At 65.9% G+C, this 21,531-nt stretch carries 21 protein-coding genes; 17 read left to right on the plus strand and 4 right to left on the minus strand.

Annotation, left to right across the window (positions count from 1 at the left end; translation table 11 throughout):
• Positions 1-141: 141 nt before the first annotated feature.
• The 4 genes from urtB to urtE all read left to right on the plus strand — a co-directional run bounded on the left by urtB (position 142) and on the right by urtE (position 4,421).
• Entirely contained in the window at positions 142-1,758 is a 1,617-nt protein-coding gene (urtB, locus tag FG93_RS05975; RefSeq protein ID WP_244448509.1) for an urea ABC transporter permease subunit UrtB, read from the plus strand.
• A complete protein-coding gene (gene urtC, locus FG93_RS05980; protein ID WP_043232956.1) occupies positions 1,755-2,897 on the plus strand; it encodes an urea ABC transporter permease subunit UrtC in 1,143 nt (380 codons plus the stop codon). The genes urtB and urtC overlap by 4 nt, the downstream gene beginning before the upstream one ends.
• A 5-nt stretch (positions 2,898-2,902) precedes the next feature.
• Complete coding sequence (gene urtD / locus FG93_RS05985) at positions 2,903-3,664, plus strand: urea ABC transporter ATP-binding protein UrtD (protein WP_043233044.1); 762 nt, start codon at positions 2,903-2,905, stop codon at positions 3,662-3,664.
• 61 nt (positions 3,665-3,725) lie between these two features.
• Entirely contained in the window at positions 3,726-4,421 is a 696-nt protein-coding gene (urtE, locus tag FG93_RS05990; RefSeq protein ID WP_043232958.1) for an urea ABC transporter ATP-binding subunit UrtE, read from the plus strand.
• Here the strand turns inward: urtE and FG93_RS05995 are convergent.
• The gene (locus FG93_RS05995; protein WP_043232960.1) at positions 4,412-4,822 is read right to left on the minus strand and encodes a DUF2000 domain-containing protein; all 411 of its coding nucleotides are present in this window, start codon (positions 4,820-4,822) and stop codon (positions 4,412-4,414) included. The genes urtE and FG93_RS05995 overlap by 10 nt on opposite strands.
• A 70-nt stretch (positions 4,823-4,892) precedes the next feature.
• On the opposite strand from FG93_RS05995, the gene FG93_RS06000 reads away from it, so the two are divergent.
• From FG93_RS06000 to FG93_RS06010, 3 genes are all read left to right on the plus strand, one after another.
• On the plus strand, positions 4,893-5,684 hold the full coding sequence (locus FG93_RS06000) for an AraC family transcriptional regulator (protein ID WP_244448510.1): 792 nt from the start codon (positions 4,893-4,895) through the stop codon (positions 5,682-5,684).
• 90 nt (positions 5,685-5,774) lie between these two features.
• Positions 5,775-6,758, plus strand: coding sequence for a phosphogluconate dehydrogenase (NAD(+)-dependent, decarboxylating) (gene gnd, locus FG93_RS06005; protein ID WP_043232961.1), 984 nt, complete (start codon positions 5,775-5,777; stop codon positions 6,756-6,758).
• Between the two features lie 5 nt (positions 6,759-6,763).
• Positions 6,764-7,288, plus strand: a complete 525-nt coding sequence (locus FG93_RS06010; protein WP_043232963.1) for a gluconokinase — start codon at positions 6,764-6,766, stop codon at positions 7,286-7,288.
• On the opposite strand, the gene FG93_RS31070 is transcribed toward FG93_RS06010, so the two are convergent.
• The gene (locus FG93_RS31070; RefSeq protein ID WP_052513422.1) at positions 7,289-7,504 is read right to left on the minus strand and encodes a hypothetical protein; all 216 of its coding nucleotides are present in this window, start codon (positions 7,502-7,504) and stop codon (positions 7,289-7,291) included.
• A gap of 363 nt (positions 7,505-7,867) precedes the next feature.
• Between FG93_RS31070 and FG93_RS06020 the strand changes: the two genes are divergently transcribed.
• The gene (locus tag FG93_RS06020; RefSeq protein ID WP_043232965.1) at positions 7,868-9,397 is read left to right on the plus strand and encodes a UxaA family hydrolase; all 1,530 of its coding nucleotides are present in this window, start codon (positions 7,868-7,870) and stop codon (positions 9,395-9,397) included.
• 77 nt (positions 9,398-9,474) lie between these two features.
• Positions 9,475-9,867, plus strand: a complete 393-nt coding sequence (locus tag FG93_RS06025) for a hypothetical protein (RefSeq protein WP_043232967.1) — start codon at positions 9,475-9,477, stop codon at positions 9,865-9,867.
• A gap of 104 nt (positions 9,868-9,971) precedes the next feature.
• On the opposite strand, the gene FG93_RS06030 is transcribed toward FG93_RS06025, so the two are convergent.
• On the minus strand, positions 9,972-11,156 hold the full coding sequence (locus FG93_RS06030) for an aminotransferase (RefSeq protein ID WP_052513423.1): 1,185 nt from the start codon (positions 11,154-11,156) through the stop codon (positions 9,972-9,974).
• A 101-nt stretch (positions 11,157-11,257) separates the two neighbouring features.
• Here FG93_RS06030 and FG93_RS06035 point away from each other — a divergent pair, with 101 nt between their 5' ends.
• Together FG93_RS06035 and FG93_RS06040 are read left to right on the plus strand one after the other, a co-directional pair.
• Positions 11,258-12,013 (plus strand): Sir2 family NAD-dependent protein deacetylase, encoded by a 756-nt coding sequence (locus FG93_RS06035; protein WP_043232968.1) that lies wholly within the window; start codon positions 11,258-11,260, stop codon positions 12,011-12,013.
• 204 nt (positions 12,014-12,217) lie between these two features.
• A complete protein-coding gene (locus tag FG93_RS06040; RefSeq protein ID WP_244448515.1) occupies positions 12,218-12,766 on the plus strand; it encodes a cold-shock protein in 549 nt (182 codons plus the stop codon).
• A gap of 216 nt (positions 12,767-12,982) precedes the next feature.
• Here the strand turns inward: FG93_RS06040 and FG93_RS06045 are convergent, their stop codons facing one another.
• The gene (locus tag FG93_RS06045) at positions 12,983-13,333 is read right to left on the minus strand and encodes an iron-sulfur cluster assembly accessory protein (RefSeq protein WP_043232969.1); all 351 of its coding nucleotides are present in this window, start codon (positions 13,331-13,333) and stop codon (positions 12,983-12,985) included.
• 86 nt (positions 13,334-13,419) lie between these two features.
• Between FG93_RS06045 and FG93_RS06050 the strand changes: the two genes are divergently transcribed.
• From FG93_RS06050 to FG93_RS06075, 6 genes are all read left to right on the plus strand, one after another.
• Complete coding sequence (locus tag FG93_RS06050; protein WP_043233050.1) at positions 13,420-14,655, plus strand: deoxyguanosinetriphosphate triphosphohydrolase; 1,236 nt, start codon at positions 13,420-13,422, stop codon at positions 14,653-14,655.
• A gap of 46 nt (positions 14,656-14,701) precedes the next feature.
• Complete coding sequence (gene argS / locus FG93_RS06055) at positions 14,702-16,468, plus strand: arginine--tRNA ligase (RefSeq protein WP_043233052.1); 1,767 nt, start codon at positions 14,702-14,704, stop codon at positions 16,466-16,468.
• A gap of 99 nt (positions 16,469-16,567) precedes the next feature.
• Positions 16,568-18,217 carry an SPOR domain-containing protein gene (locus tag FG93_RS06060; protein ID WP_152579335.1) on the plus strand — a complete coding sequence of 550 codons (1,650 nt, stop codon included), beginning with the start codon at positions 16,568-16,570 and terminating at the stop codon, positions 18,215-18,217.
• Positions 18,218-18,413: 196 nt separating this feature from the next.
• On the plus strand, positions 18,414-19,511 hold the full coding sequence (locus FG93_RS06065) for a TRAP transporter substrate-binding protein (protein ID WP_043232973.1): 1,098 nt from the start codon (positions 18,414-18,416) through the stop codon (positions 19,509-19,511).
• A gap of 139 nt (positions 19,512-19,650) precedes the next feature.
• On the plus strand, positions 19,651-20,661 hold the full coding sequence (gene nagZ, locus FG93_RS06070) for a beta-N-acetylhexosaminidase (protein ID WP_043232974.1): 1,011 nt from the start codon (positions 19,651-19,653) through the stop codon (positions 20,659-20,661).
• Between the two features lie 49 nt (positions 20,662-20,710).
• Positions 20,711-21,529 (plus strand): ScpA family protein, encoded by an 819-nt coding sequence (locus tag FG93_RS06075; RefSeq protein ID WP_043232976.1) that lies wholly within the window; start codon positions 20,711-20,713, stop codon positions 21,527-21,529.
• Positions 21,530-21,531 lie beyond the last annotated feature (2 nt).

Raw genomic sequence — 21,531 nt, forward strand, 5'->3', positions numbered from 1 at the left:
GGCACGGGCGAACAACGCCCGGCCGCCCTTCGTTTTCCGCCGCGAAGTATCGCTGCTTTTGCAAGCAAGACAGCGCGCATCCTCTAGATCCCGCCTGTGCGGTTCCCGGGATGAGGGCTGAGCTCCCGATCTGATCGCCACATGAAAAGCGAGCCGATGCTTCTCCTGTCCAGACTGCTGCGCATGATCGTGCTCACGACGGCTCTCGTCCTGGCGCCCGGTGCGGCCTTCGCCCAGAGCGCCGACGAGGCCTTCGCCCGACTGGGTGCGGACAGCTTTTCCGATACGGCGCGGGCGGTCGAGATCCTGGTCCAGACCGCTCACCCGAACGCGGCCGCGATCATCGAGGCGCTCGCCGAGGGGCGGCTGCTCTCCGGCGGGGGGGCGGTTGCGATCAGGACCAGGACCGGCGGTTTCAGCGATGCGCGGACAGGCCAGCCGCTCTCTGCCGAGCCGACGGGTGTCAGCGCTGTCAGGCTCAACAACAATGTCAGGCGCGTGATTCAGGCGGCGTTGGGGGGGCTCGGCCTGCTCAATCCCGATCCGGCCCGGCGCGCCGCCGCCGCCGAGGCGGTCTTCAAGTCGCGCGATGCCTCGGTGCTGCCGGTCCTGGAAGGCGCCATCGCCAAGGAGACCGACAATCGGGCGAGGATCGCGCTGCGTCAGGCGCAGGCGGCGATCCTGATCAGCAAGGCGGACGCACAGCCCTTCGACCGGCTCGGGGCGATCGACGTGCTGCGCGAGCGCGGCGACCAGGATGCATTGGCGACCTTGCGCTCCCTGCCGGGAGACGTCTCGCAACCGCTGAAGGAGGCGCAGGTGCGGGCGATCTCCGACATCGAGGGCAAGCTCGCCCTGTGGCGTGCGGCCCAGAACCTCTGGTACGGGCTTTCGCTCGGCTCGGTGCTGCTGCTCGCCGCGATCGGGCTTGCCATCACCTTCGGCGTGATGGGCGTGATCAACATGGCCCATGGCGAGATGGTGATGCTCGGCGCCTATACCACCTTCGTGGTCCAGGAGGTCATCCGCACCCGCTTTCCAGGCCTGTTCGACTATTCGCTCGCCATTGCACTGCCGGCGGCTTTTCTTGTCGCGGGACTGGTCGGCATCGCGATCGAGCGCGGCGTTATCCGCTACCTCTATGGACGGCCGCTGGAGACGCTGCTCGCGACCTGGGGCATCAGCCTGATCCTGCAGCAGGCGGTACGGACCGCTTTCGGTCCGACCAACCGGGAGGTCGGGGCGCCGGCCTTCATGGCTGGTGCCTTCGAGCTCGGCGGGCTCGCGATCACCTGGAACCGGCTCTGGATCATCGTCTTCGCCGGGCTCGTCTTCGCGGCGCTGCTGGCGATCCTGAAGCTCACGCCGATGGGGTTGCAGATGCGCGCGGTGACGCAGAACAGACGGATGGCAGCAGCCATGGGCATTCGCACCGGCCGCATCGATGCGCTGACCTTTGGGCTCGGCTCGGGCGTGGCGGGACTGGCCGGCGTCGCGCTCTCGCAGATCGACAATGTCAGCCCCAATCTCGGCCAAGGCTACATCATCGACTCGTTCATGGTCGTCGTCTTCGGCGGCGTGGGCAATCTCTGGGGCACGCTCGTCGCCGCCATGACGCTTGGCGTCGCCAACAAGCTGCTCGAACCCTATGCCGGCGCGGTGCTCGGCAAGATCGCGCTGCTCGTCTTCATCATCCTTTTCATCCAGAAGCGCCCGCGCGGCTTGTTCGCGCTGAAGGGCCGGGCGGTGGAAGCATGATCACCCGCTTTCTCATCCAGGGGCTCGACAAGCGCGGCCTCACCTTCCTCGGGCTACTGGTCGCACTGGCCGTGTTGGTGCCGTTCGCCAATCTGCTGCTGCCGGAGAGCTCGGTCCTTCATGTCCCGACCTCGACCATGTCGCTCTGGGGCAAGTACCTATGCTACGCGCTGCTCGCGATCTCGCTCGACCTAGTCTGGGGCTATTGCGGCATCCTCTCGCTTGGCCACGGCGCCTTCTTCGCGCTCGGCGGCTATGCGATGGGCATGTATCTGATGCGCCAGATCGGCTCGCGCGGCGTCTATGGCAATCCGATCCTGCCCGACTTCATGGTCTTCCTGAACTGGCACGAACTGCCCTGGTACTGGTACGGCTTCTCCTCCTTCCCCGTCGCCATGCTGATGGTGCTGCTGGTGCCGGGTCTGCTCGCCTTCATCTTCGGCTGGTTCGCCTTCCGCTCCCGCGTCACCGGCGTCTATCTCTCGATCATCACCCAGGCGCTGACCTATGCGCTGCTGCTTGCCTTCTTCCGCAACGACATGGGCTTCGGCGGCAATAACGGGCTGACCGACTTCAAGGACATCCTCGGCTTCAACGTGCAGGCGCAGGCGACGCGCGCGGCGCTGTTTGCGATGACCTGCGTGATGCTGATCGCCGGCTTCCTGATCGCCCGCGGCATCGTCGATTCCAAACTCGGCAAGGTCGTCATCGCGATCCGTGACGCGGAATCACGCACGCGCTTCCTCGGCTATCGGGTCGACCGCTTCAAGCTCTTCGTCTTCACCGTCTCGGCCTGCATGGCGGGCGTCGCGGGAGCGCTCTACGTGCCACAGGTCGGCATCATCAACCCGAGCGAATTTGCTCCGGCCAACTCGATCGAGACCGTGATCTGGGTCGCCGTCGGCGGGCGTGGCACGTTGGTCGGCGCGGCGCTGGGCGCGGTCGTGGTGAACTACGCCAAGACTGTCTTCACCTCCGGCTTCATGGCGCCCTACTGGCTCTTCGCGCTCGGCGCGCTCTTCGTCTTCGTCACCCTGTTCATGCCCAAGGGAATTCTCGGCACCGCACAGGACTGGTGGGACGGGCGGCGCAGGCGCGAGCCAGCGGCGGCGCTGGCCGAACCAGCCCCCGCGGAGTGACGCGCATGATCCCGGCCCATGCAGCGCTCACCTCCTCACTGCTCTATCTCGACGGTGTCAGCGTCTCCTTCGACGGCTTCAAGGCGATCCGCGGGCTCTCGTTGGTGATCGCACCGGGCGAGATGCGTGCCATCATCGGGCCGAACGGCGCGGGCAAGACGACGATGATGGATATCATCACCGGCAAGACCAGGCCGGACGAGGGCACGGTGATGTTCGGCGGCTCGGTCGACCTGACCAGGCTCGACGAGGCCGCGATCGCCAATCTCGGCATCGGCCGCAAGTTTCAGAAGCCGACCGTGTTCGACTTCCACACCATCGAAGACAACATCCTGCTGGCGCTGAAGTCGCAGCGCACCGTGGCCAGAACCCTGTTCTGGAAGACGGCGGCGGTTGACCAGAAGCGAATCGACGAGATCCTCGGCATCATCAAGTTGGGGGATGCGCGCAGCCGCCTCGCCGGTTCACTCTCGCACGGCCAGAAGCAGTGGCTCGAGATCGGCATGCTCCTGGCGCAGGACCCGAAGCTACTGCTGGTCGACGAGCCGGCCGCCGGCATGACCGATGGCGAGACGGTCGAAACGGCGGTGCTGCTCAAGGAGATCGCCCGGGATCATTCGGTGATCGTAGTCGAGCACGACATGGGGTTCATCCGCGAACTCGGTGTCAAGGTCACTGTGCTGCACGAGGGTGCGGTGCTGGCCGAAGGACCGCTTGATCAGGTCAGCGCCAATGAGCGCGTCGTCGAAGTCTATCTGGGGCGGTAAGCATGATTCGGAAGGATAGGAACCGGTTGTTCGATCAGGCCATGCAACTGGACATGGGACGATGCTGAACGTCGAAGCCATCGACCTGCATTACGGCGCGGCGCAGGCCCTGCGCCGGGTTTCGATCGCAGCCGAGCCCGGCAAGGTCACCTGCGTCATGGGCCGCAACGGCGTCGGCAAGACCTCGTTGATGCGCGCCATCGTCGGCCAGCAACCGATCAGTGGCGGGCGCATCAGCTTTGCGGGCGAGGACGTCTCGAGCTTGCGCAGCGAGGACCGGGCGCGAGCCGGCATCGGGTTCGTGCCGCAGGGGCGTGAGATCTTTCCGCTGCTGAGCGTCAAGGAAAACCTCGAAACCGGGTTCGCGCCGCTGCCACGCCGCAGCCGATTCATCCCGGATGAGCTGTTCGACCTATTCCCCGTGCTCAAGTCCATGCTGGGCCGACGCGGCGGAGACCTCTCGGGAGGCCAGCAACAGCAACTCGCCATCGCGCGGGCGCTGGTCACCCGACCCAAATTGCTGGTGCTCGACGAACCGACCGAGGGCATCCAGCCCTCGATCATCAAGGATATCGGCCGCGCGATCGACTATCTGCGCCAGCGCGGCGACATGGCGATCGTGCTCGTCGAGCAATATTTCGACTTCGCGCGCGAACTCGCCGACACGATGTTCGTGATGGATCGCGGCGAGATCGTGCTGTCGGGTGCGATGGGCGAGCTCGACGGAGCCCAGGTTCAGAGACTGATTCAGGTGTGAAGGGTCAAGCCCTTGATAATCTTGTCTATCTCCTTGCGCTCGGCATGGAGGCCCAACCCAACGAGATCGAGCGCTTCAGTCGGCACGACGGCGACGGCCGCCCGGTTGTCGCTATCGTTACCGGTCGCGAACAGCTCGCTGGTATAGAGATGCGGGCGCACCCCACGGGCGCGGGCGCGGTCCAGAACCTGCTTCAACTGCTCGCTTGCCGCCGCGAAGATCAGGACGGGCTGGCGGATCAGAGGGCCGTAGAAGCGGCCCGAGCCGTCGCGATAGGCCTCGCCCGCGAGTTCGGGCGCGGCGCCGACCAGGCCTCCGGCCAGGAAGCTCGCAACATTGAGTTTTTGCCAGGGGGCGAGATTCTCGCGTACCACGATGGCGATCTTGGTATCGTAACGCATGATTCAATCGCTAACCGAAGCCGGGAAGGCGCGTCTTGAACGATCGTGCGGGCCGGAGGGCGCCGACTGGGTGCGCACGGGCTCGGGCTCCGACGGCATCGAGCGGATGGAAGCGTTCTTCCGCGGCTTTGCCTATGACCCGCATCGCCATGACACCTACGCGCTCGGGCTGACGCTGTCGGGGGTGCAGAGCTTCGACTATCGCGGCAGCCGGCGCGATAGCCTGAGCGGACATGCGATCGTGCTGCATCCCGACGAGCTCCATAACGGGCGCGCTGGGATTCCGGAGGGGTTCAGCTACCGCATGCTCTATGTCGAGCCGCGGCTGATCCGGGAGGCGATGGGTGGGCAGGGCCGCGCGTTGCCCTTCGTGTCGACAGCGGTCTCGCAGGATGTACGGCTCGTTCGCGCCGTGGCCCATGCCTTGCGCGATCTCGATGCGCCTCTCGACGAGATCGCCGCCGAGGATGTCCTGCTGCCGCTCGCGGAAGCGCTGCTTGCGCTCGATCCGTCGGCCGCGCGGCCGACGGGACATTTGCTCGACCGGCCTGCCGCTGAGCGAGCCCGCCAATATCTCGACGCGCATCGCGACGAGGTGGTGGCTTCCCGCGAACTCGAAGCCATTGCCGGCCTCGATCGCTTCACCCTGGCCCGGCATTTTCGCGGCTGTTTCGGCACAAGTCCGTATAATTATCTCGTGATGCGCCGGCTCCAGCGAGCTCGCAGGCTCCTGCTCGGTGGAACCTCGCTTGTCGAGGTGGCGATGGCCTGCGGCTTTGCCGACCAGAGCCACCTGACCCGCCAGTTTCGCCGCGCCTATGGTGTGCCCCCCGGGCGCTGGCGGGCGCTGCAGCGCGGCTGACCGCTGCCGGGTTCCGCTTGCTCCAACCCGCCGCACAAGGCATGAAGCGCTCCCAAAGCCGGTTCAGGATCCCCGGCAGGAGCCTTTGCGATGCAGCTTGGAATGATCGGCCTCGGCCGCATGGGAGCCAATATCGTCCGGCGGCTGATGAAGGCCGGGCACGAATGCGCGGTCTACGACCGTGATCCCAAGCCCGGCGCGGCACTGGCAGGCGAAGGCGCCGTGGTCGCCGCCGATCTCGCCGATCTCGTCTCGAAGCTGAAGGCGCCGCGCGCGATCTGGGTGATGCTGCCGGCCGGAGAGATCACCGAGGCGACGCTCACCGACCTCGCGGCCCTCGTCCAGCCCGGCGACACGCTGATCGATGGCGGTAACGCCTTCTGGAAGGACGATGTCCGGCGGGGGCAGGAACTTGCGGCGAAGGGGCTGCATTATCTCGATATCGGCACCAGCGGCGGCGTGCACGGGCTGGAGCGCGGCTATTGCCTGATGGTCGGTGGCGACAAGGCGGGCTTCGATCGTCTGGAACCGATCTTCAAGGCGCTGGCACCTGGCAAGGGCGACATCCCGCCGAGTCGGCACCGCGACGGCCGCAACCCGGCATCCGAACAGGGCTATCTGCATTGCGGCCCGGTCGGCGCCGGCCATTTCGTCAAGATGGTCCATAACGGCATCGAATACGGCATGATGCAGGCCTTTGCCGAAGGGTTCGACCTGCTGCGCAATGCCTCGGCGAAGGACGGTCTGCCGCCCGAATACGGCTTCGATTTCGATGTCGCGGAGATTGCCGAGGTCTGGCGGCGCGGTTCGGTCGTAACCTCCTGGCTGCTCGATCTCACGGCCGAGGCACTGGCGGCGGACGAGGAGCTGTCCGCCTATACCGGTCATGTCTCGGATTCGGGCGAGGGGCGCTGGACGGTGCAGGCCGCGGTGGAAACCGCGACGCCGGCCGAGGTGCTGACCTCCTCGCTCTATACCCGCTTCCGTTCGCGCAAGGACCACACCTTCGCCGAGAAGGTGCTCTCCGCGATGCGCGCCGGGTTCGGCGGGCATGTCGAGCCGAAGAAGTCGTGAGCGCCATGACCGCTTTCCCGAATGGGCGGATGCCAGCCGTCATCGTCGTCATGGGTGTTGCCAGTTCGGGCAAGACCTCGCTCGGCGAGCGCCTGGCCGAACGCCTGGGCTGGCCGTTTCGTGATGCGGATTCCTTCCACCCGCCTGAGAACGTCGCAAAGATGTCGAGCGGCACGCCGCTGAACGACGAGGACCGCAAGCCCTGGCTGGCCGCGATCGCGACCTGGATCGATGAGCTGCGCGCGACCGGCAAGAACGGCATCGTCACCTGTTCGGCACTGAAGCGCGCCTATCGCCGGGTCATCATCGGCGATCGGCCGGATGTCGCGCTGGTCTATCTCAAGGGCTCGCGCGAGCTGATCGGCCAGCGCATGGCAGCGCGCCAGCACCATTTCATGCCGCCGGCGCTGCTCGACAGCCAGTTCGCGGCGCTGGAGGAGCCGGGGGCGGATGAGCGCCCGGTGGTCGTGTCGGTCGAACTGGCCAAGGATGCGATCGTCGACGAGACGCTCGCTGCGCTGACTCGCTGATCAGTCCTGCGCCCACATCCGGGTGAGGTTCGCGACGGATTTCGAGATCAGATCGAATTCCGGCGTCTTGCCCTCAGGGCTGCACAATGTCCGCCGGGCTCGATCGAGATCGAACAGGATCTCGCGCTGGCTTGCGTCGCGGATGAAGCTGCGGGCCCAGCCGACGGCGGCGACCAGCGTGGTCGAGGGATAGGCGATGAGCGAACCGGCCGCCACCCTTGAACGCCGCCGGAACTGGTCTCGATCACCAGTTCGCCGCCCTCATAGGCCCCCGGATCGGCGAGGAAGAGGGTGAAGGAGACGTCGGTGCACATCCCACCCATCAGAGCGTCGTCGACATGACTGCCATAGGCATGGCCGGGCTCGTAGCGGCTGAAGAGCAGTGCGTATGAGCTCTATTGCGGCATCCATCCGACCCATGCAGCTCAGCGTTTCGGTCGAGCGATAGTCTGGCCTGACGATCCGGCGCCGCATGCAAGGCCGGGCTTACTTTCAACCGATTGAAAAAAGCACCGGACAGGCGCATGTCTTGGGCGAGCGCGGCCCAGGGTCGCCACCCCCAAGCAGACGGTTTCTCTCATGCTCGACAAGGTTTTGCCGCCGCGTACACTGAAGCTCAACGCCGCCGACAACGTTGCGGTCGCGGTCGATCCGATCGATGCAGGCGTTACTGCAGCGGGCGTTGTCGCCCTGAAACGCATTCCGCGCGGCCACAAGGTCGCGCTGGCGCCGATTGCCAAGGACGAGCCGATCCGCAAATTCGGCCAGATCATCGGCTTCGCGACGGTCGACATCCCGCCCGGCGAATGGGTGCACGAGCACAATACCGGCTTCCATGCCTTCGAGCGCGACTATGATTTCTGCGCCGAGGCGAAGCCGGAATTCGTGCTGCCGGTCGAGCAGCAGGCGACCTTCGAGGGGTTTCGCCGCAAGGGCGGTGGCGCCGGCACGCGCAACTATGTCGGCATCCTGACGTCCGTGAACTGCTCGGCCTCGGTCGCGCGCTTCATGGCCGAGGAGGTCAAGCGCTCCGGCATCCTCGCCGATTACCCCAATGTCGACGGAGTCATCGCGCTGACCCACGGCACCGGCTGTGGCATCGACTATAATGGCGAGAGCTTCGAGGTGCTGAAGCGCACAACCTGGGGCTATGCCTGCAATCCCAACATGGCGGCGGTGCTGGTCGTCGGCCTCGGCTGTGAAGGGTTTCAGATCAAGCGCATGAAGGAGGCCTATGGCGTCGAAGAGAGCGACATCTTCCGCACCATGACGATTCAGGAAACCGGCGGCACCCGGAAGAGCGTCGCCGCTGGCATTGAGGCGCTGAAGGTGATGCTGCCGATCGCCAACCGCGCCGTGCGCGAGACGGTACCGGCCTCGGAGCTGACTCTTGCCCTGCAATGCGGCGGTTCCGATGGCTATTCCGGCATTACGGCCAATCCGGCGCTGGGCGCCGCCGTCGACATCCTGGTCGAGCACGGCGGCACGGCGATCCTGTCCGAGACGCCCGAGATCTACGGCGCCGAGCACCTGCTCACCCGCCGCGCTGCGACGCGCGAGGTCGGCGAGAAGCTCGTCGGCGTGATCAAGTGGTGGGAGGACTACACCGAGCGCGCCCGGATGAGCATGAACAACAACCCCTCGCCGGGCAACAAGGCGGGCGGGCTCACCACGATCCTGGAAAAGTCGCTGGGCGCGGCGGCGAAGGGCGGAACCAAGACGCTCGCGGCCGTCTATCACTATGCCGAGCCGGTGAAATCGAAGGGCTTCGTCTACATGGACACGCCTGGCTACGACCCGGTCGCGGCAACGGGCCAGGTCGCGGGCGGCGCCAATATCCTCGCCTTCACCACCGGGCGCGGCTCGGCCTATGGCTGCAAGCCGACGCCGTCGGTCAAGCTCGCCACCAATACGCCGATCTACGAGAAGATGATCGACGACATGGATATCAATTGCGGCGACATCCTCGACGGCGTGACGCTGGAGGAGAAGGGCCGCGAGATTTTCGAGACGCTGCTGCGTGTTGCGTCAGGCGAGCGCTCCAAGTCCGAGCAGCTCGGCTATGGCGACGCCGAGTTCGTGCCCTGGCAGATCGGCGCAACGATGTGATCGTCGTCGCTTGACACAGAGGGCGGCGCGGTTCGATCGGCCGCGCTGTCCAAGACAGAAGCGCTGGGGGCGCTGTCATGAAGCACATTCTGCTTGTCACGGTGCCGCGCCTTCTGCTCGGCTTGATCTTCCTGGTCAGCGCGGTCGATGGTTTCTGGTTCCTGGCGACGGGGAGCCATCTGATCCATCCCCCAACCTCGCCGAAGGGCCTGGAGTTCGAGCTCGCTCTGCAGAATTCCGACTTCTTCTGGCCCTTTCTCAAGAGCGTCAATCTCGCCGGGGCGCTCAGCCTGCTTCTCAATATCGTTCCGGCTCTGGGGCTAGCATTGATTGCGCCTGTGATGGCCGTGATCGTGCTGTTCCACCTCACCATCAATCCGCAGGGCCTCCCGGTCGCGATCATCCTGATCGTCAGCGGCGGCTTGCTGGTCTACGCCTATCGCGAGCGCTACGCCGCCCTGCTTCGGTAAGGTCCCAGCCAGCGGCCGGGATTCCGCTGGAGGGCATGCCTGTGGCAATGTGCCATGGATCCCGGGCCGCCAACTGGCCGCCCGGGATGACCTCTGCGCTTCGTTCAGAGCGTAAAGCCCGTGAGCCGTTCGCCGATCTCGCTGATCCGCTCCTTGCCGACATTGGCGATGGCGATGCGCAAATGCTTCTCCTGCCCGGGGCCGAAATAGGGGCCGGGCAGGGCGAGCACTCCGCGCTCCCCGACCAGGGCCCGCACCACCTCTGCCGCGGGCACGTCCGCGAAGGGATGCGCGACATAGGCAAAATAGGCTCCGGCTGCGAGCACCTGCCAGCCATTCAGCGGCGCCATCGCGGCGCGGAAGGCGCCGGCTCGCGCATTGATCTCGGCGCGGTTGGCCTCGCGCCAGTCGCGAATGCCGTCGATGCCCCAGGCAACCGCCTGCTGGCCGGCCCGCACGGGACTGATCTGGACACAGTCCAGCACCTTGCCGATCTGCTCTATGACCGCCTCCCCGGCGGTGACGGCGCCAAGGCGCCAGCCGGGCACGGCATAGGCCTTCGAGAAGCTGTAGAGGCCGATCACCGAATCCCGCCAGCCGCTTGTGGCGAAGATCTCATGCGGCGCCTTCACTCCGGTTGGCAGGAAGTCGCGATAGGTCTCGTCGACGACGAGCCAGATTCCGCGCCTCGCGCAGAGCGCGGCGAAGGCCGCGATGGTCTCGGGCGGATAGACCGAGCCAGTCGGATTGTTGGGGGTCACCAGCACGATCGCGCGGGTCTTCGCATCGATCAGGCTTTCCGCCCGTTCGGCATCCGGGACGAAGCCGCAAGCCGGATCGCAGGGGAGCGGACGGGGCTCGATGCCGAGCATGGTCAGCGTCATCTCGTGATTAAAGTACCAGGGCGTTGGCAGCAGCACATTGTCGCCTGCCCGCGCGAGCGCCATCATGGTCACGACATAGGCCTGGTTGCAGCCGGAGGTGATGGCAATCTCGGTCGAGGCAAACGGAGCGCCATAGATCCTGCCGATCTCGGCGGCATAGGCTTCGCGCAGCGAAAGATCGCCAGTGATGCCGCCGTAGCGCGTCAGATCGGGCAGGGCAGCGGCCTCGCCAAGGCGCTGCAGCAGGGCGGCGGGCGGTGGTGAGCCCGGCACGGCCTGCGAGAGATCGATCAGCGGACCGGAGCGGCCGTCATAGGAGCGAGCCCAACCCTGCGCCTGCGGGATCGGCGGCGTCCCGGTGTCGAGAAGGTCGGGGTTCAGCGTGGGGCGGACAGTCTGGAGCATGACGGCAGCTTTGAGGCGCGTCCGGCTCCGCGTCAATCGGCTTGGCTGCGGCACGGGGCAGCGCTCATATAGGCAGCAGCGAAGGCGGACCGGGTGGGCCCATGCAGGACGAGACCAGCGACGCGATCGACGAACTCCATGCGCTGCTTGACCGCGCCGCCGTGATCGTCAGCTTCACCGGAGCCGGGATCTCGACCGAATCCGGCGTGCCGGATTTCCGTTCACCCGGCTCACCCTGGATGATCCACAAGCCGATCCCATTCGAGGCTTTCGTTGCCAGTCGCGAGGCGCGCATCGAAGCCTGGCGGCGCAAGTTCGCGATGGATGATCATTTTGCCGGTGCCATGCCCAATCGCGGCCACAAGGCGCTCGCCAATCTGGTGGCCCAGGGCCGCTCTCCCGGCGTGATCACGCAGAATATCGACGGGCTGCATCAGGTTTCGGGCATCCCCGAGGACAGGCTCATCGAGCTGCACGGCAACGGCACCTACGCGACCTGCCTGACCTGCGGCTGGCGGCACGAACTGGCCGCGATCCGTCCAGTCTTTGAGGCAAGCGGAGAACCGCCGGGCTGCGCCATCTGCGGGGGCATCGTGAAGTCGGCGACGATCTCGTTCGGCCAGGCCATGCCGGAAGCGGCGATGCGACGCGCGCAGGCGTTGGCCATGCAGGCTGATCTCTTCCTTGTCGCGGGCTCGTCGCTGGTGGTGTTCCCGGCCGCAACGCTCCCGGTGATCGCCAAGCGCAATGGAGCGAAGCTCGTGATCATCAATCGCGAACCGACCGAGCCCGACGCGATCGCCGATCTCGTGGTGCGAGCCGAGATCGGCCCGGCGCTTGGCCGGCTGGCAGGCTGAGCGCGCCAAAAGCGTTGCTAATCTGCCGCGGTGTCCATCGCGATGATGTGGATGACGCCAAGCCGGCTGTATCGCGACTTCGAACCGATGGTATCGTATCGGCACGAATCAAACAGTTCGCGCGGAGATGAGCGGGACATGTCCGACGAGTTCGGTGAGAGTGGGCGGCCACCGGTCGGTCCGATTCAGTCACTCAACCGCATCATGCGGCTGGACGGAGGCGAAGGCTTCGATCACGACGCAAGCGTCGAAGTCGTCGGCTACGTCAAATGGTTCGACGTCAGCAAGGGCTATGGTTTCGTCGTCCCCGAGGATGGCGGCGCCGATGTGCTGGTCCATGTCACCATCCTGAAGCGCGACGGCTTCAACGCCATCGCCGAAGGGGCCCGCATCGTTCTGGAAGCGATCGAGAAAGCGCGCGGACGCCAGGCTGTGCGCGTGATGTCGATCGATACCTCGGCCGGGCGCCATCCGGCGGAGATGCCACTGGCTCGCACCAATGTCTCGGTTGCTCCGACGAGCGGGCTCGAGCGCATGGTGGTGAAGTGGTTCAACCGTCTGCGCGGCTTCGGCTTCGTCTCGAAGGGCGAGGGTGCTCCGGACATCTTCGTCCATATGGAGACCTTGCGCCGCTACGGCATCGTCGAGCTGATCCCCGGCCAGACGGTGCTGGTGCGCTACGGACCTGGACCGAAGGGTCTGATGGCAGCCGAGATCAGGCTGGAGCAGGGCGGCGCGATCAGCTCGCACTGAGAGCCGACAACCAGATCGTCGACTAAGGAAAAGGCGCCCCGAGGGCGCCTTTTCCTCTTTGGAGGCTCCGAGTGCCTGGTGGTGGACACCGGCGGCTTCCGAGCCTGATTCTCGAACCCGGCGTGCTCTGCGAGTTCGGCCGAGACGGTCAGTCGCCTTGGGAGAACAGTGTCAGGCGCTGGTGTTCATCAGGCCATGCTGGCCGATTTCGACCCGTTAGAGCGCAAACGACGTCCCGCAGCCGCAGGAGCTGGTCGCGTTCGGATTGGTGATCTTGAAGGACTGGCCGACCAGATCATCGACGAAATCGATCGTGCAGCCTTCGAGAAGGTCGAGCGAGGTCTCGTCGATCAGCACTGTCGCGCCGTCGCGCTCGATCACGAGGTCGCCCGGCGCTTTCTCGCGGTCGACATCGAAGATGTACTGGAAGCCGGAGCAGCCGCCACCGGTCACGCTGACGCGCAGCATCGAGCCGGGCGGCTCCTTCGCCATCACCGCGAGAATGCGATTCGCGGCCTTGCCGGTAACGGCGATGCCGCGCGGATTGACCTGAAGATCGGTCGACATAGGCAGATGCTCCTTGCACCTTTGTTGTCTGCAAAGGTAATTGCGCCGCAGCGCCTGTACAAGCAGGGGGCGTCGATAGGTCCGCCATGCCGCAGCCACAGAGCCCTTCTTCCGACCGTGAGCCCGGCGACCGCTGGCGCGCGAACTATGCCTGTCGTTCGAGCCAGAGCCGTGGCCGCCTGATCGCGGAGCCGGCTTCGCCGACGCGCAGCCATTTCCAGCGCGATCGCGACCGGATCATCCATTCCACGGCCTTCCGCCGCTTGAAGCACAAGACGCAAGTCTTTGTTTCGCATGAGGGAGATCATTATCGTACCCGTCTGACGCATACGATCGAAGTCGCGCAGATAGCGCGTGCGCTCGCCCGGGCGTTCGGCCTCGACGAGGATCTGGCCGAGGCGCTGGCGCTGGCGCACGACCTTGGCCACACGCCGTTCGGCCATACCGGCGAGGATGCCCTCGATGCCTGCATGCATAAGTTCGGTGGTTTCGACCACAACGCTCAGACGTTGCGAATCGTGACCCGGCTCGAGCATCGCTATGCCGGTTTTGACGGGCTCAACCTCAGCTGGGAGACGCTGGAAGGGCTGGTCAAGCATAACGGCCCTTTGATTGGCCCTGACGGCGAGCCCACCGCTCGCTATGCGAAGACCGGCATCCCGACGGCGATCGTCGAATACCAGGAGCGGCAGGATCTCTGGCTCGACAGCCATGCCTCTGCAGAGGCGCAGGTCGCCGCGCTCGCCGACGACATCGCCTATAACGCTCATGACATCGATGATGGCTTGCGGGCCGGGTTGTTCGGGCATGCTGAACTTCGCGTCGTGCCATTCCTGGCGGAGCTGCTCGACGAGATCGAGCGGCTGCATCCTGGCCTCGAGACGCCCCGTGCTACGAACGAGCTGGTGCGGCGGGTGATCACGCGCTTCGTCGAGGATGTGATCCGGCGCTCCGAGCAGCTCATTGCCGCGCTGGCGCCAGCCGATGCCGATGCGATCCGCCGCGCAGGAGCGCCGGTTGTCGCCTTCTCGGAGACGATCGCCACGGCGGACCGTCAGATCAAGGCCTTCCTCTATCCCAACATGTACCGGCACCCACGGGTCGGGGTCATTCGCCAGCAGGCGGCCGATGTGGTGCGCGACCTGTTCACGCGCTTCGCGGCGGCTCCGCAGGCGATGCCGCCCGACTGGGCGGCCGGGATGACGGAGCTCGACGAGCCCCGCAAGGCCCGTCGGATCGCCGACTATATTGCCGGCATGACCGACTGGTACGCGCTCGACGAGCACCGCCGCCTGTTTGACGCGACCCCGTCGCTGCGATAGGCCCGGGGCACTCCTTCCTTCCAGTTTTCGTATGTTTGCGGTCGCAATGAACCTGTTCGAGACCTTTTCCGCGCGCATCAACAGCGCCCTGACGCAGCTTGCCGATCGCGGCGCCATCCCGGCGGGGTTGTCCTTTGCCCGCGTCGTCGTCGAGCCGACGCGCGACCCGGCCCATGGCGATCTTGCGATCAATGCCGCGATGGTGCTGGCCAAGGAGGCCGGCACCAACCCGCGCGCTCTGGCGGCCTTGCTGGTCGAGGAACTCGCGCGTGATCCGGATGTGGCGAAGGCCGAGATCGCGGGGCCGGGCTTTATCAACCTGACGCTGCAACCGGCTGTTTTCACGGCGATTCTCAAATCCGCGATCGAAGCGGGCCTGGACCACGGCCGGGGCGCGCTCCGCCCCGATCCGAAGATCAATGTCGAATATGTCTCGGCCAATCCGACCGGGCCGATGCATGTCGGCCACGGCCGCGGCGCGGTCTTCGGCGATGCCTTGTCGAGCCTGCTCGCTTTTGCCGGCCACCAGGTTAGCCGCGAGTACTACATCAACGATGCCGGTGCGCAGGTCGATGTGCTCGCCCGCTCCGCTTTCCTGCGCTATCGCGAGGCGCTGGGCGAGGAGATCGGCGCAATCCCGGAAGGGCTCTATCCCGGCGACTATCTCAAGTCGGTCGGCGAAAACCTGGCCAGGACCTATGGCGAGAGCCTGCGCGGCAAGCCCGAGGCCGAGTGGCTCGTGCCGGTGCGCGCTGCCGCGATCGACGGCATGATGGCGATGATCCGGGACGATCTCGCTGCGCTTGGCGTCGTCCACGACGTCTTCTTCTCTGAGCGCTCGCTTCACGCGGTTGACGGCAATATCGATGCGGTGCGCGAGACGATCGAGGACCTGCGCTCGCGCGACCTGATCTACGAAGGCCGCCTGCCGCCGCCCAAGGGGCAGAAGGACGAGGATTGGGAGGACCGAGAGCAGACCCTGTTCCGGGCCACACTGTTCGGCGACGATGTCGACCGGCCGCTGCTCAAGTCGGACGGCAGCTACACCTATTTCGCCAATGACATCGCCTATCACCGCTCGAAATTCGTCCGCGGCTACCGCGAGATGATCGATGTCTGGGGCGCCGACCATGGCGGCTATGTCAAGCGCATGTCGGCCGCGGTGAAGGCGGTGACGCATGGCGAGGGCTCGCTCGACGTCAAGCTCTGCCAGCTCGTGCGGCTGCTGCGCAATGGCGAGCAGGTGCGCATGTCGAAGCGCTCCGGGGATTTCGTGACGCTGCGCGAAGTCATCGACGAGGTTGGCCGCGATGCGGTGCGCTTCATGATGATCTTCCGCAAGAACGATGCGACGCTCGATTTCGATCTCGCCAAGGTCGTCGAGCAATCGAAGGACAATCCCGTCTTCTACGTCCAGTATGCCCATGCACGGTGCGCTTCGATCTTCCGGCAGGCGCGCGAGGCGTTCCCCGGCATCGATCTGTCGCCCGCGATGCTTGCGCAGGCGGACCTGTCGCGCCTGACCGACGAGGCGGAGATCGGCATCATCAAGATGATTGCTGCCTATCCAAGGATGATCGATGCAGCGGCCAGCGCGCATGAGCCCCATCGCGTGGCCTTTTTCGTGCATGAGCTGGCGAGCGCGTTCCACTCGTTATGGAACAAGGGCAAAGACTCGCCGCAATTACGGTTCGTTAATCAAACTGATCGAGAATCCACGGTAGCAAGACTGGCGTTCGTGCATGCGGTGCGCAGCGTCCTTGCCTCCGGTCTGGCTGTCGTCGGGGTTGCGGCGCCGGAAGAAATGCGTTGACGGCCAGGATCGCCGGCGGCGCGCAAAGTCGGTCAGATTGACCTTGCGTAGAGTTCGGCGTTCCATTCGGGCGCCGGCAACGCTGGAATGGATCATACCATGAGTGAGCCAGCTAGGAACCGTTTCGCCCTCGATCTCGATGACCTCGAGCGTCAGTTGCGCGGCGCGGCTCAGCCTCCAAAGGCAGGGGCGTCTGTCGACCCGCTTGTCGAGTTGACCCGGATCGTCGGTCAGGATGACCCCCTGAAGGAACTTTTCTCGCCGCGAGCGGTTGCCGCTCCGGCGCAGCAGCAGGCGGCCGCCGCTGCGGCCTGGCCGGGCGCCCGGCAGCGCCAGGAGCCTTCTTTCGCTCACACGCCGGCGCAGCAGCCTGCTGCCGCCGACAATACGCAGCCCCCGGCTGATGTGCTGGGAGCGCTCGACGAGTTCGAGGCGCTGCTTCGCCGCGGAGATATCGCCCGCCCGGCGCCCGCCGACGAACCGGTTCGGCAGGCCGCGGTCTATGTTCCGACACCGGTCGAACAACCCGAGTCCTATCGCAACGCACGGCCGGAGCCCGCCCGCCCTGCGGGGCATGATGCACGTGACCTCGACGAGGAGCGTGCCAACGCACAGTATCAGGATTACGGCCACGATACGCAGGCGGACTATCCCGAGCCGCCGCTGATGGCCGAAGATGATTATCAGGATCTGCAGCCGCGGCGCTCGCGCAAGGGGCTCCGGGCTGCCGCGGCTGCGATTGCCGTCGCGGTGATCGGCGCTGGCGGCTACATGGCCTTCCGGGGCTCGCCCCTGACGAGCGACGGCCAGCCGCCGGTCATCTCGGCCGATGGCGGGCCGAGCAAGGTTGCGCCGACCAATCCCGGCGGAGCCGAGATCCCGAATCAGAACAAGCAGATTTATGAGCGTGCCGGCGACAGCCCGTCGAACCCGACCAAGGTGGTCAGCCGGGAGGAGCAACCGGTCGATATCCAGCAGGCGGCACGCACGATGCCGGGCCGGATGGTCATGCCGGGACTCGGCTCGACGCCGCAGGGAGGCGCCAATGGCAATCCGTTGGCGCAGGCTCCGACGGCGCCTGAGCGCGGCTCCGTCTCGCCGGCTGAAGCTGGTCTGATCGCGACGCCTGGCGTACCAGGCCTCGGCGAACCACGGCGGGTCCGGACTGTCTCGATCCGTCCCGATGGCACGCCGGCGCCTCCGCCCGGCGCGAGCGCGGCCTACAGCAACGGCGCGGCAGGGCTCGCGACCGGCGCAGCGCCGACCAGGCTCGGGGGGAACCTGCCGCTCAATCCATCCTCGACCGCGAGCACCAATCCGCCGCGGCAGCGCACGGCTGCGACGCCGGCTGTGGCGCCTGAAGCACCCAAGGTTCAGGAGCGCGTCGCGACACCAGCGCCGGCGACCACTCCGGCTGCTCCGGCGCGTGTTGCAAATGCTGCTCCGACACCGGCTCCTGCCGCGGCGCCGACCCCGGCGACTGCTGCAATCCGCAGCGGTACCGGCGACTTTGCCGTGCAGCTCGCCGCGCCCGGCAGCGAAGCGGAAGCGCGCGCCGCATTCGCGGCCCTGCAGCGCAAATATCCCGGCCAGCTCGGCGGCCAGTCGCCGATCGTCAAGAAGACGGATCTCGCTGGTGGGAAGACGGTCTATCGCCTGCGCATCGGGCCCTATTCCCGCGAGGATGCGACGACGATGTGCACGCAGCTTCAGGCTGCCGGCGGCCAGTGCTTCATCGCCAAGAACTGATTGCCAGCTCCGAGTTGATCAGACCGCCGGTGGCTCCTGCCACCGGCGGTTTTCCTTTGCGGAGTCGCGCGCGCATGGCGCCGTGTCGTGCCGGGCTGCCAAGGGCTGGGCGTCCGGCATCGCGGCCAAAGACGTCCGCGTCGAATCCGGGTAGGGGATGCCCTGAAATGACGACACCGAACTCAGGAGGACATCCATGGACCGCCGTACATTCGTCAAGGCTTCAGGGGCCGGAGTGGCAGCTGGCGGGGCGGCTATTGCCGCGCCCGCCATCGCGCAGGCCCAGCCGAAGGTCAGCTGGCGCCTGACGTCGAGCTACCCGAAGAGCCTCGACACGCTGTTCGGCATCAGCACGCAGATTGCCAAGCGCGTCGCGGAAGCGACCGATAACCAGTTCCAGATCCAGGTCTTCGCGCCGGGCGAGATCGTGCCGGCATTGCAGGCGCTCGATGCCGTCCAAAACGGCACCGTCGAGTGCAGCAGCACGCTGTCGAGCTTCTATATCGGCAAGAACCCAGCCTTCGCTTTCGAGACCTCGCTGCCCTTCGGCTTGAACACGCGCCAGCACAATGCCTGGCTCTATCAGGGCGGTGGGCTCGAGCTCTGCCGCGCCTTCATGAAGACCTATAATCTCCACACCATCCCTTCGGGCAATACCGGGGCGCAGATGGGCGGCTGGTTCCGCAAGGAGATCAAGACGGTCGAGGATCTGAAGGGCCTGAAATTCCGTATTGCCGGCCTCGGCGGCACAATCCTGTCCAAGCTGGGTGTCGTGCCGCAGCAGATCGGCGGCGGCGACATCTATCCGGCGCTGGAGCGCGGCACGATCGACGCAGCCGAATTCTCCGGCCCGCTCGACGATGAGAAGCTCGGTTTCCAGCGGGTCGCCAAGTACTATTACTATCCCGGCTTCTGGGAAGGCTGCGCCAATGTCAGCTTTATCGTGAACCTGGAAAAATGGGACGCGCTGCCGGCTTCGTACAAGGCCATCGTGGAAGCAGCCTGCGCCGAGGCCAACGCGCTTTGCGTCGCGAAATATGATCACGGCAACCCCGATGCCCTGCTGCGCCTCGTCGCCAGTGGCGCGGAGCTCAGGCCGTTTCCGCAGGACGTGATGGTGGCCGCCTTCAAGGAAGCGCAGGCGCTCTATGGTGAGTTAGCGGCCAGCAATCCGGCCTTCAAGACCTTCTATGATTCGTGGCTGCCGTACTGGCGCAAGGAACAGCTCTGGTTCCGAGTCGCAGAGCTGCCTTTCGACGCCTTCAACGCTGGTATGGCGCAGCAGATGCGCTGAGCCTCCCTGGCTTTGCCAATCCGTTCGTGAACGAAGCCCGGGGCCGGATGGTCCCGGGCTTCTTCCGTTGAGGCGTCAGAGCGGGAATCATGCGAGAAGACGGCTTCCGCTGCTTTGCAATCCGCTTCGGGCCTGCTTCATGAAATCCCGCGCCTTCATCGCCGGGTGCCTCGGCACCAGCCTCACCCCTGACGAACGCGCCTTCTTCCGCGATGCCAGGCCCTGGGGCTTTATCGTCTTCAAGCGCAATACCCAGACGCCGGAACAGACCGCGGCGCTGACAGCGGAGATGCGGGAGACCGTCGGCTGGCATGCGCCGATCCTGATCGATCAGGAGGGCGGCAGGGTCCAGCGCATGGGGCCGCCGCACTGGCCGGCCTATCCGCCGGCGCAAGCCTTCCATGGGATCAACGACCCCGTGCAGCAGCGCGAGATCGTGCGGCTGGCGGCGCGGCTGATGGCGCATGATCTCAAGGCCGTCGGCATCGATGTCGATTGCCTGCCGGTGCTCGACGTGCCGATCTCGGGCAGCCATGACGTGATCGGCAATCGCGCCTATGCCCATGACCCCGACATGGTCGCGCGCCTCGGCCGCGCGGCGGCGGAGGGACTTCTGGCGGGCGGCGTGCTCCCGGTAGTCAAACACATGCCCGGCCATGGCCGGGCGCGGGCCGACAGCCACCACGACCTGCCGGTGATCGACGCCTCGCTCGAGGCGCTGCGCGGACATGATTTCCGACCGTTCCGACACCTCGCCGACATGCCGATGGCAATGACGGCACATGTCGTGTTCACGGCACTGGATCAAAGGCATCCGGCCACGGTTTCGCGCCGGGTCGTGAAGGAGATCATGCGTGGCGAACTCGGCTTCGACGGCCTGATCATGACCGATGATATCTCGATGAAGGCGCTCTCAGGCGGCTTCGCCGAGAAGGCGCGGGCGGCGATGCGCGCCGGTGTCGATGTGGTGCTGCATTGCCATGGCATCATGGAGGAGATGATCGCCGTGGCAGGCGCGGTGCCGGACATGACGGGGGCACGCGCCCGCCGCGCCGCGATGGCGCTCGCCCGAATCCGGCACGAGCCCGAACCGCTCGATGTGGAGGCTGCGCGCGCCCAGGTGACGAGCGCCCTTGCGTTGGGCGGCTGATAGTCGGAACCTGCGTTCTCAGGGGTGACAGCTTGGGGACGCGGCGGGAATGGACGCCGAACTGCCGTTCGACGACGAGGCCAGACCGGCGCGCACTGACGGCGAGCCGGCGCTGCTCGTCGATGTCGACGGCTATGAAGGCCCGCTCGATCTGCTGCTCGACCTTGCCCGACGGCAGAAGGTCGATCTGCATCGCATCTCGATCCTGGCGCTTGCCGAACAGTATCTTGCCTTCGTCGAACAGGCGAGGGCGCTCAGACTTGAACTTGCCGCCGACTATCTGGTGATGGCGGCCTGGCTCGCCTATCTGAAGTCGCGCTTGCTCTTGCCCGAACCACCGAAGGGCGAGGAGCCGAGCGCGGCGGATCTGGCGACGGCGCTGGCCCTGCGATTGCGCCGGCTGGAGGCGATCCGCGCGGCGGCGCGGCGGCTGGCCTCCCGGGAAAGGCTTGGGCAGGACGTCTTCGCCCGTGGTGCGCCGGAGGCGATCATCGCCGGTGCGCGCCCGGTCTGGGAGGCTGAACTCTACGATCTGCTTTCCGCCTATGGCCAGCAACGCCAGAAACGAGCGCAGATGCATATATCCGTCGGGCACCGCATGGTCTGGTCCCTGGTCGAGGCGCGCGAGGTGTTGCAACGACTGGTCGGCGAGGCGGCAGACTGGACAGCGATCGACTCCTACCTGACGCGCTACATGGCGAGCCACGGCCTGCCGCAAGGCGAAATGCGCGCAACGGTTCGTGCTTCTGCGCTGTCTGCCATGCTGGAGATGGTGCGCGAGGGAATTCTCGATCTGCGCCAGGATGGTGCCTTCACTCCGCTCTATATCCGCCGGCGCTCGGCGCGGCCCCCGACCCTGCCGTTATGATG

The organism is Allobosea sp. LC85 (assembly GCF_000735605.1).
Lineage (GTDB): Bacteria > Pseudomonadota > Alphaproteobacteria > Rhizobiales > Beijerinckiaceae > Allobosea.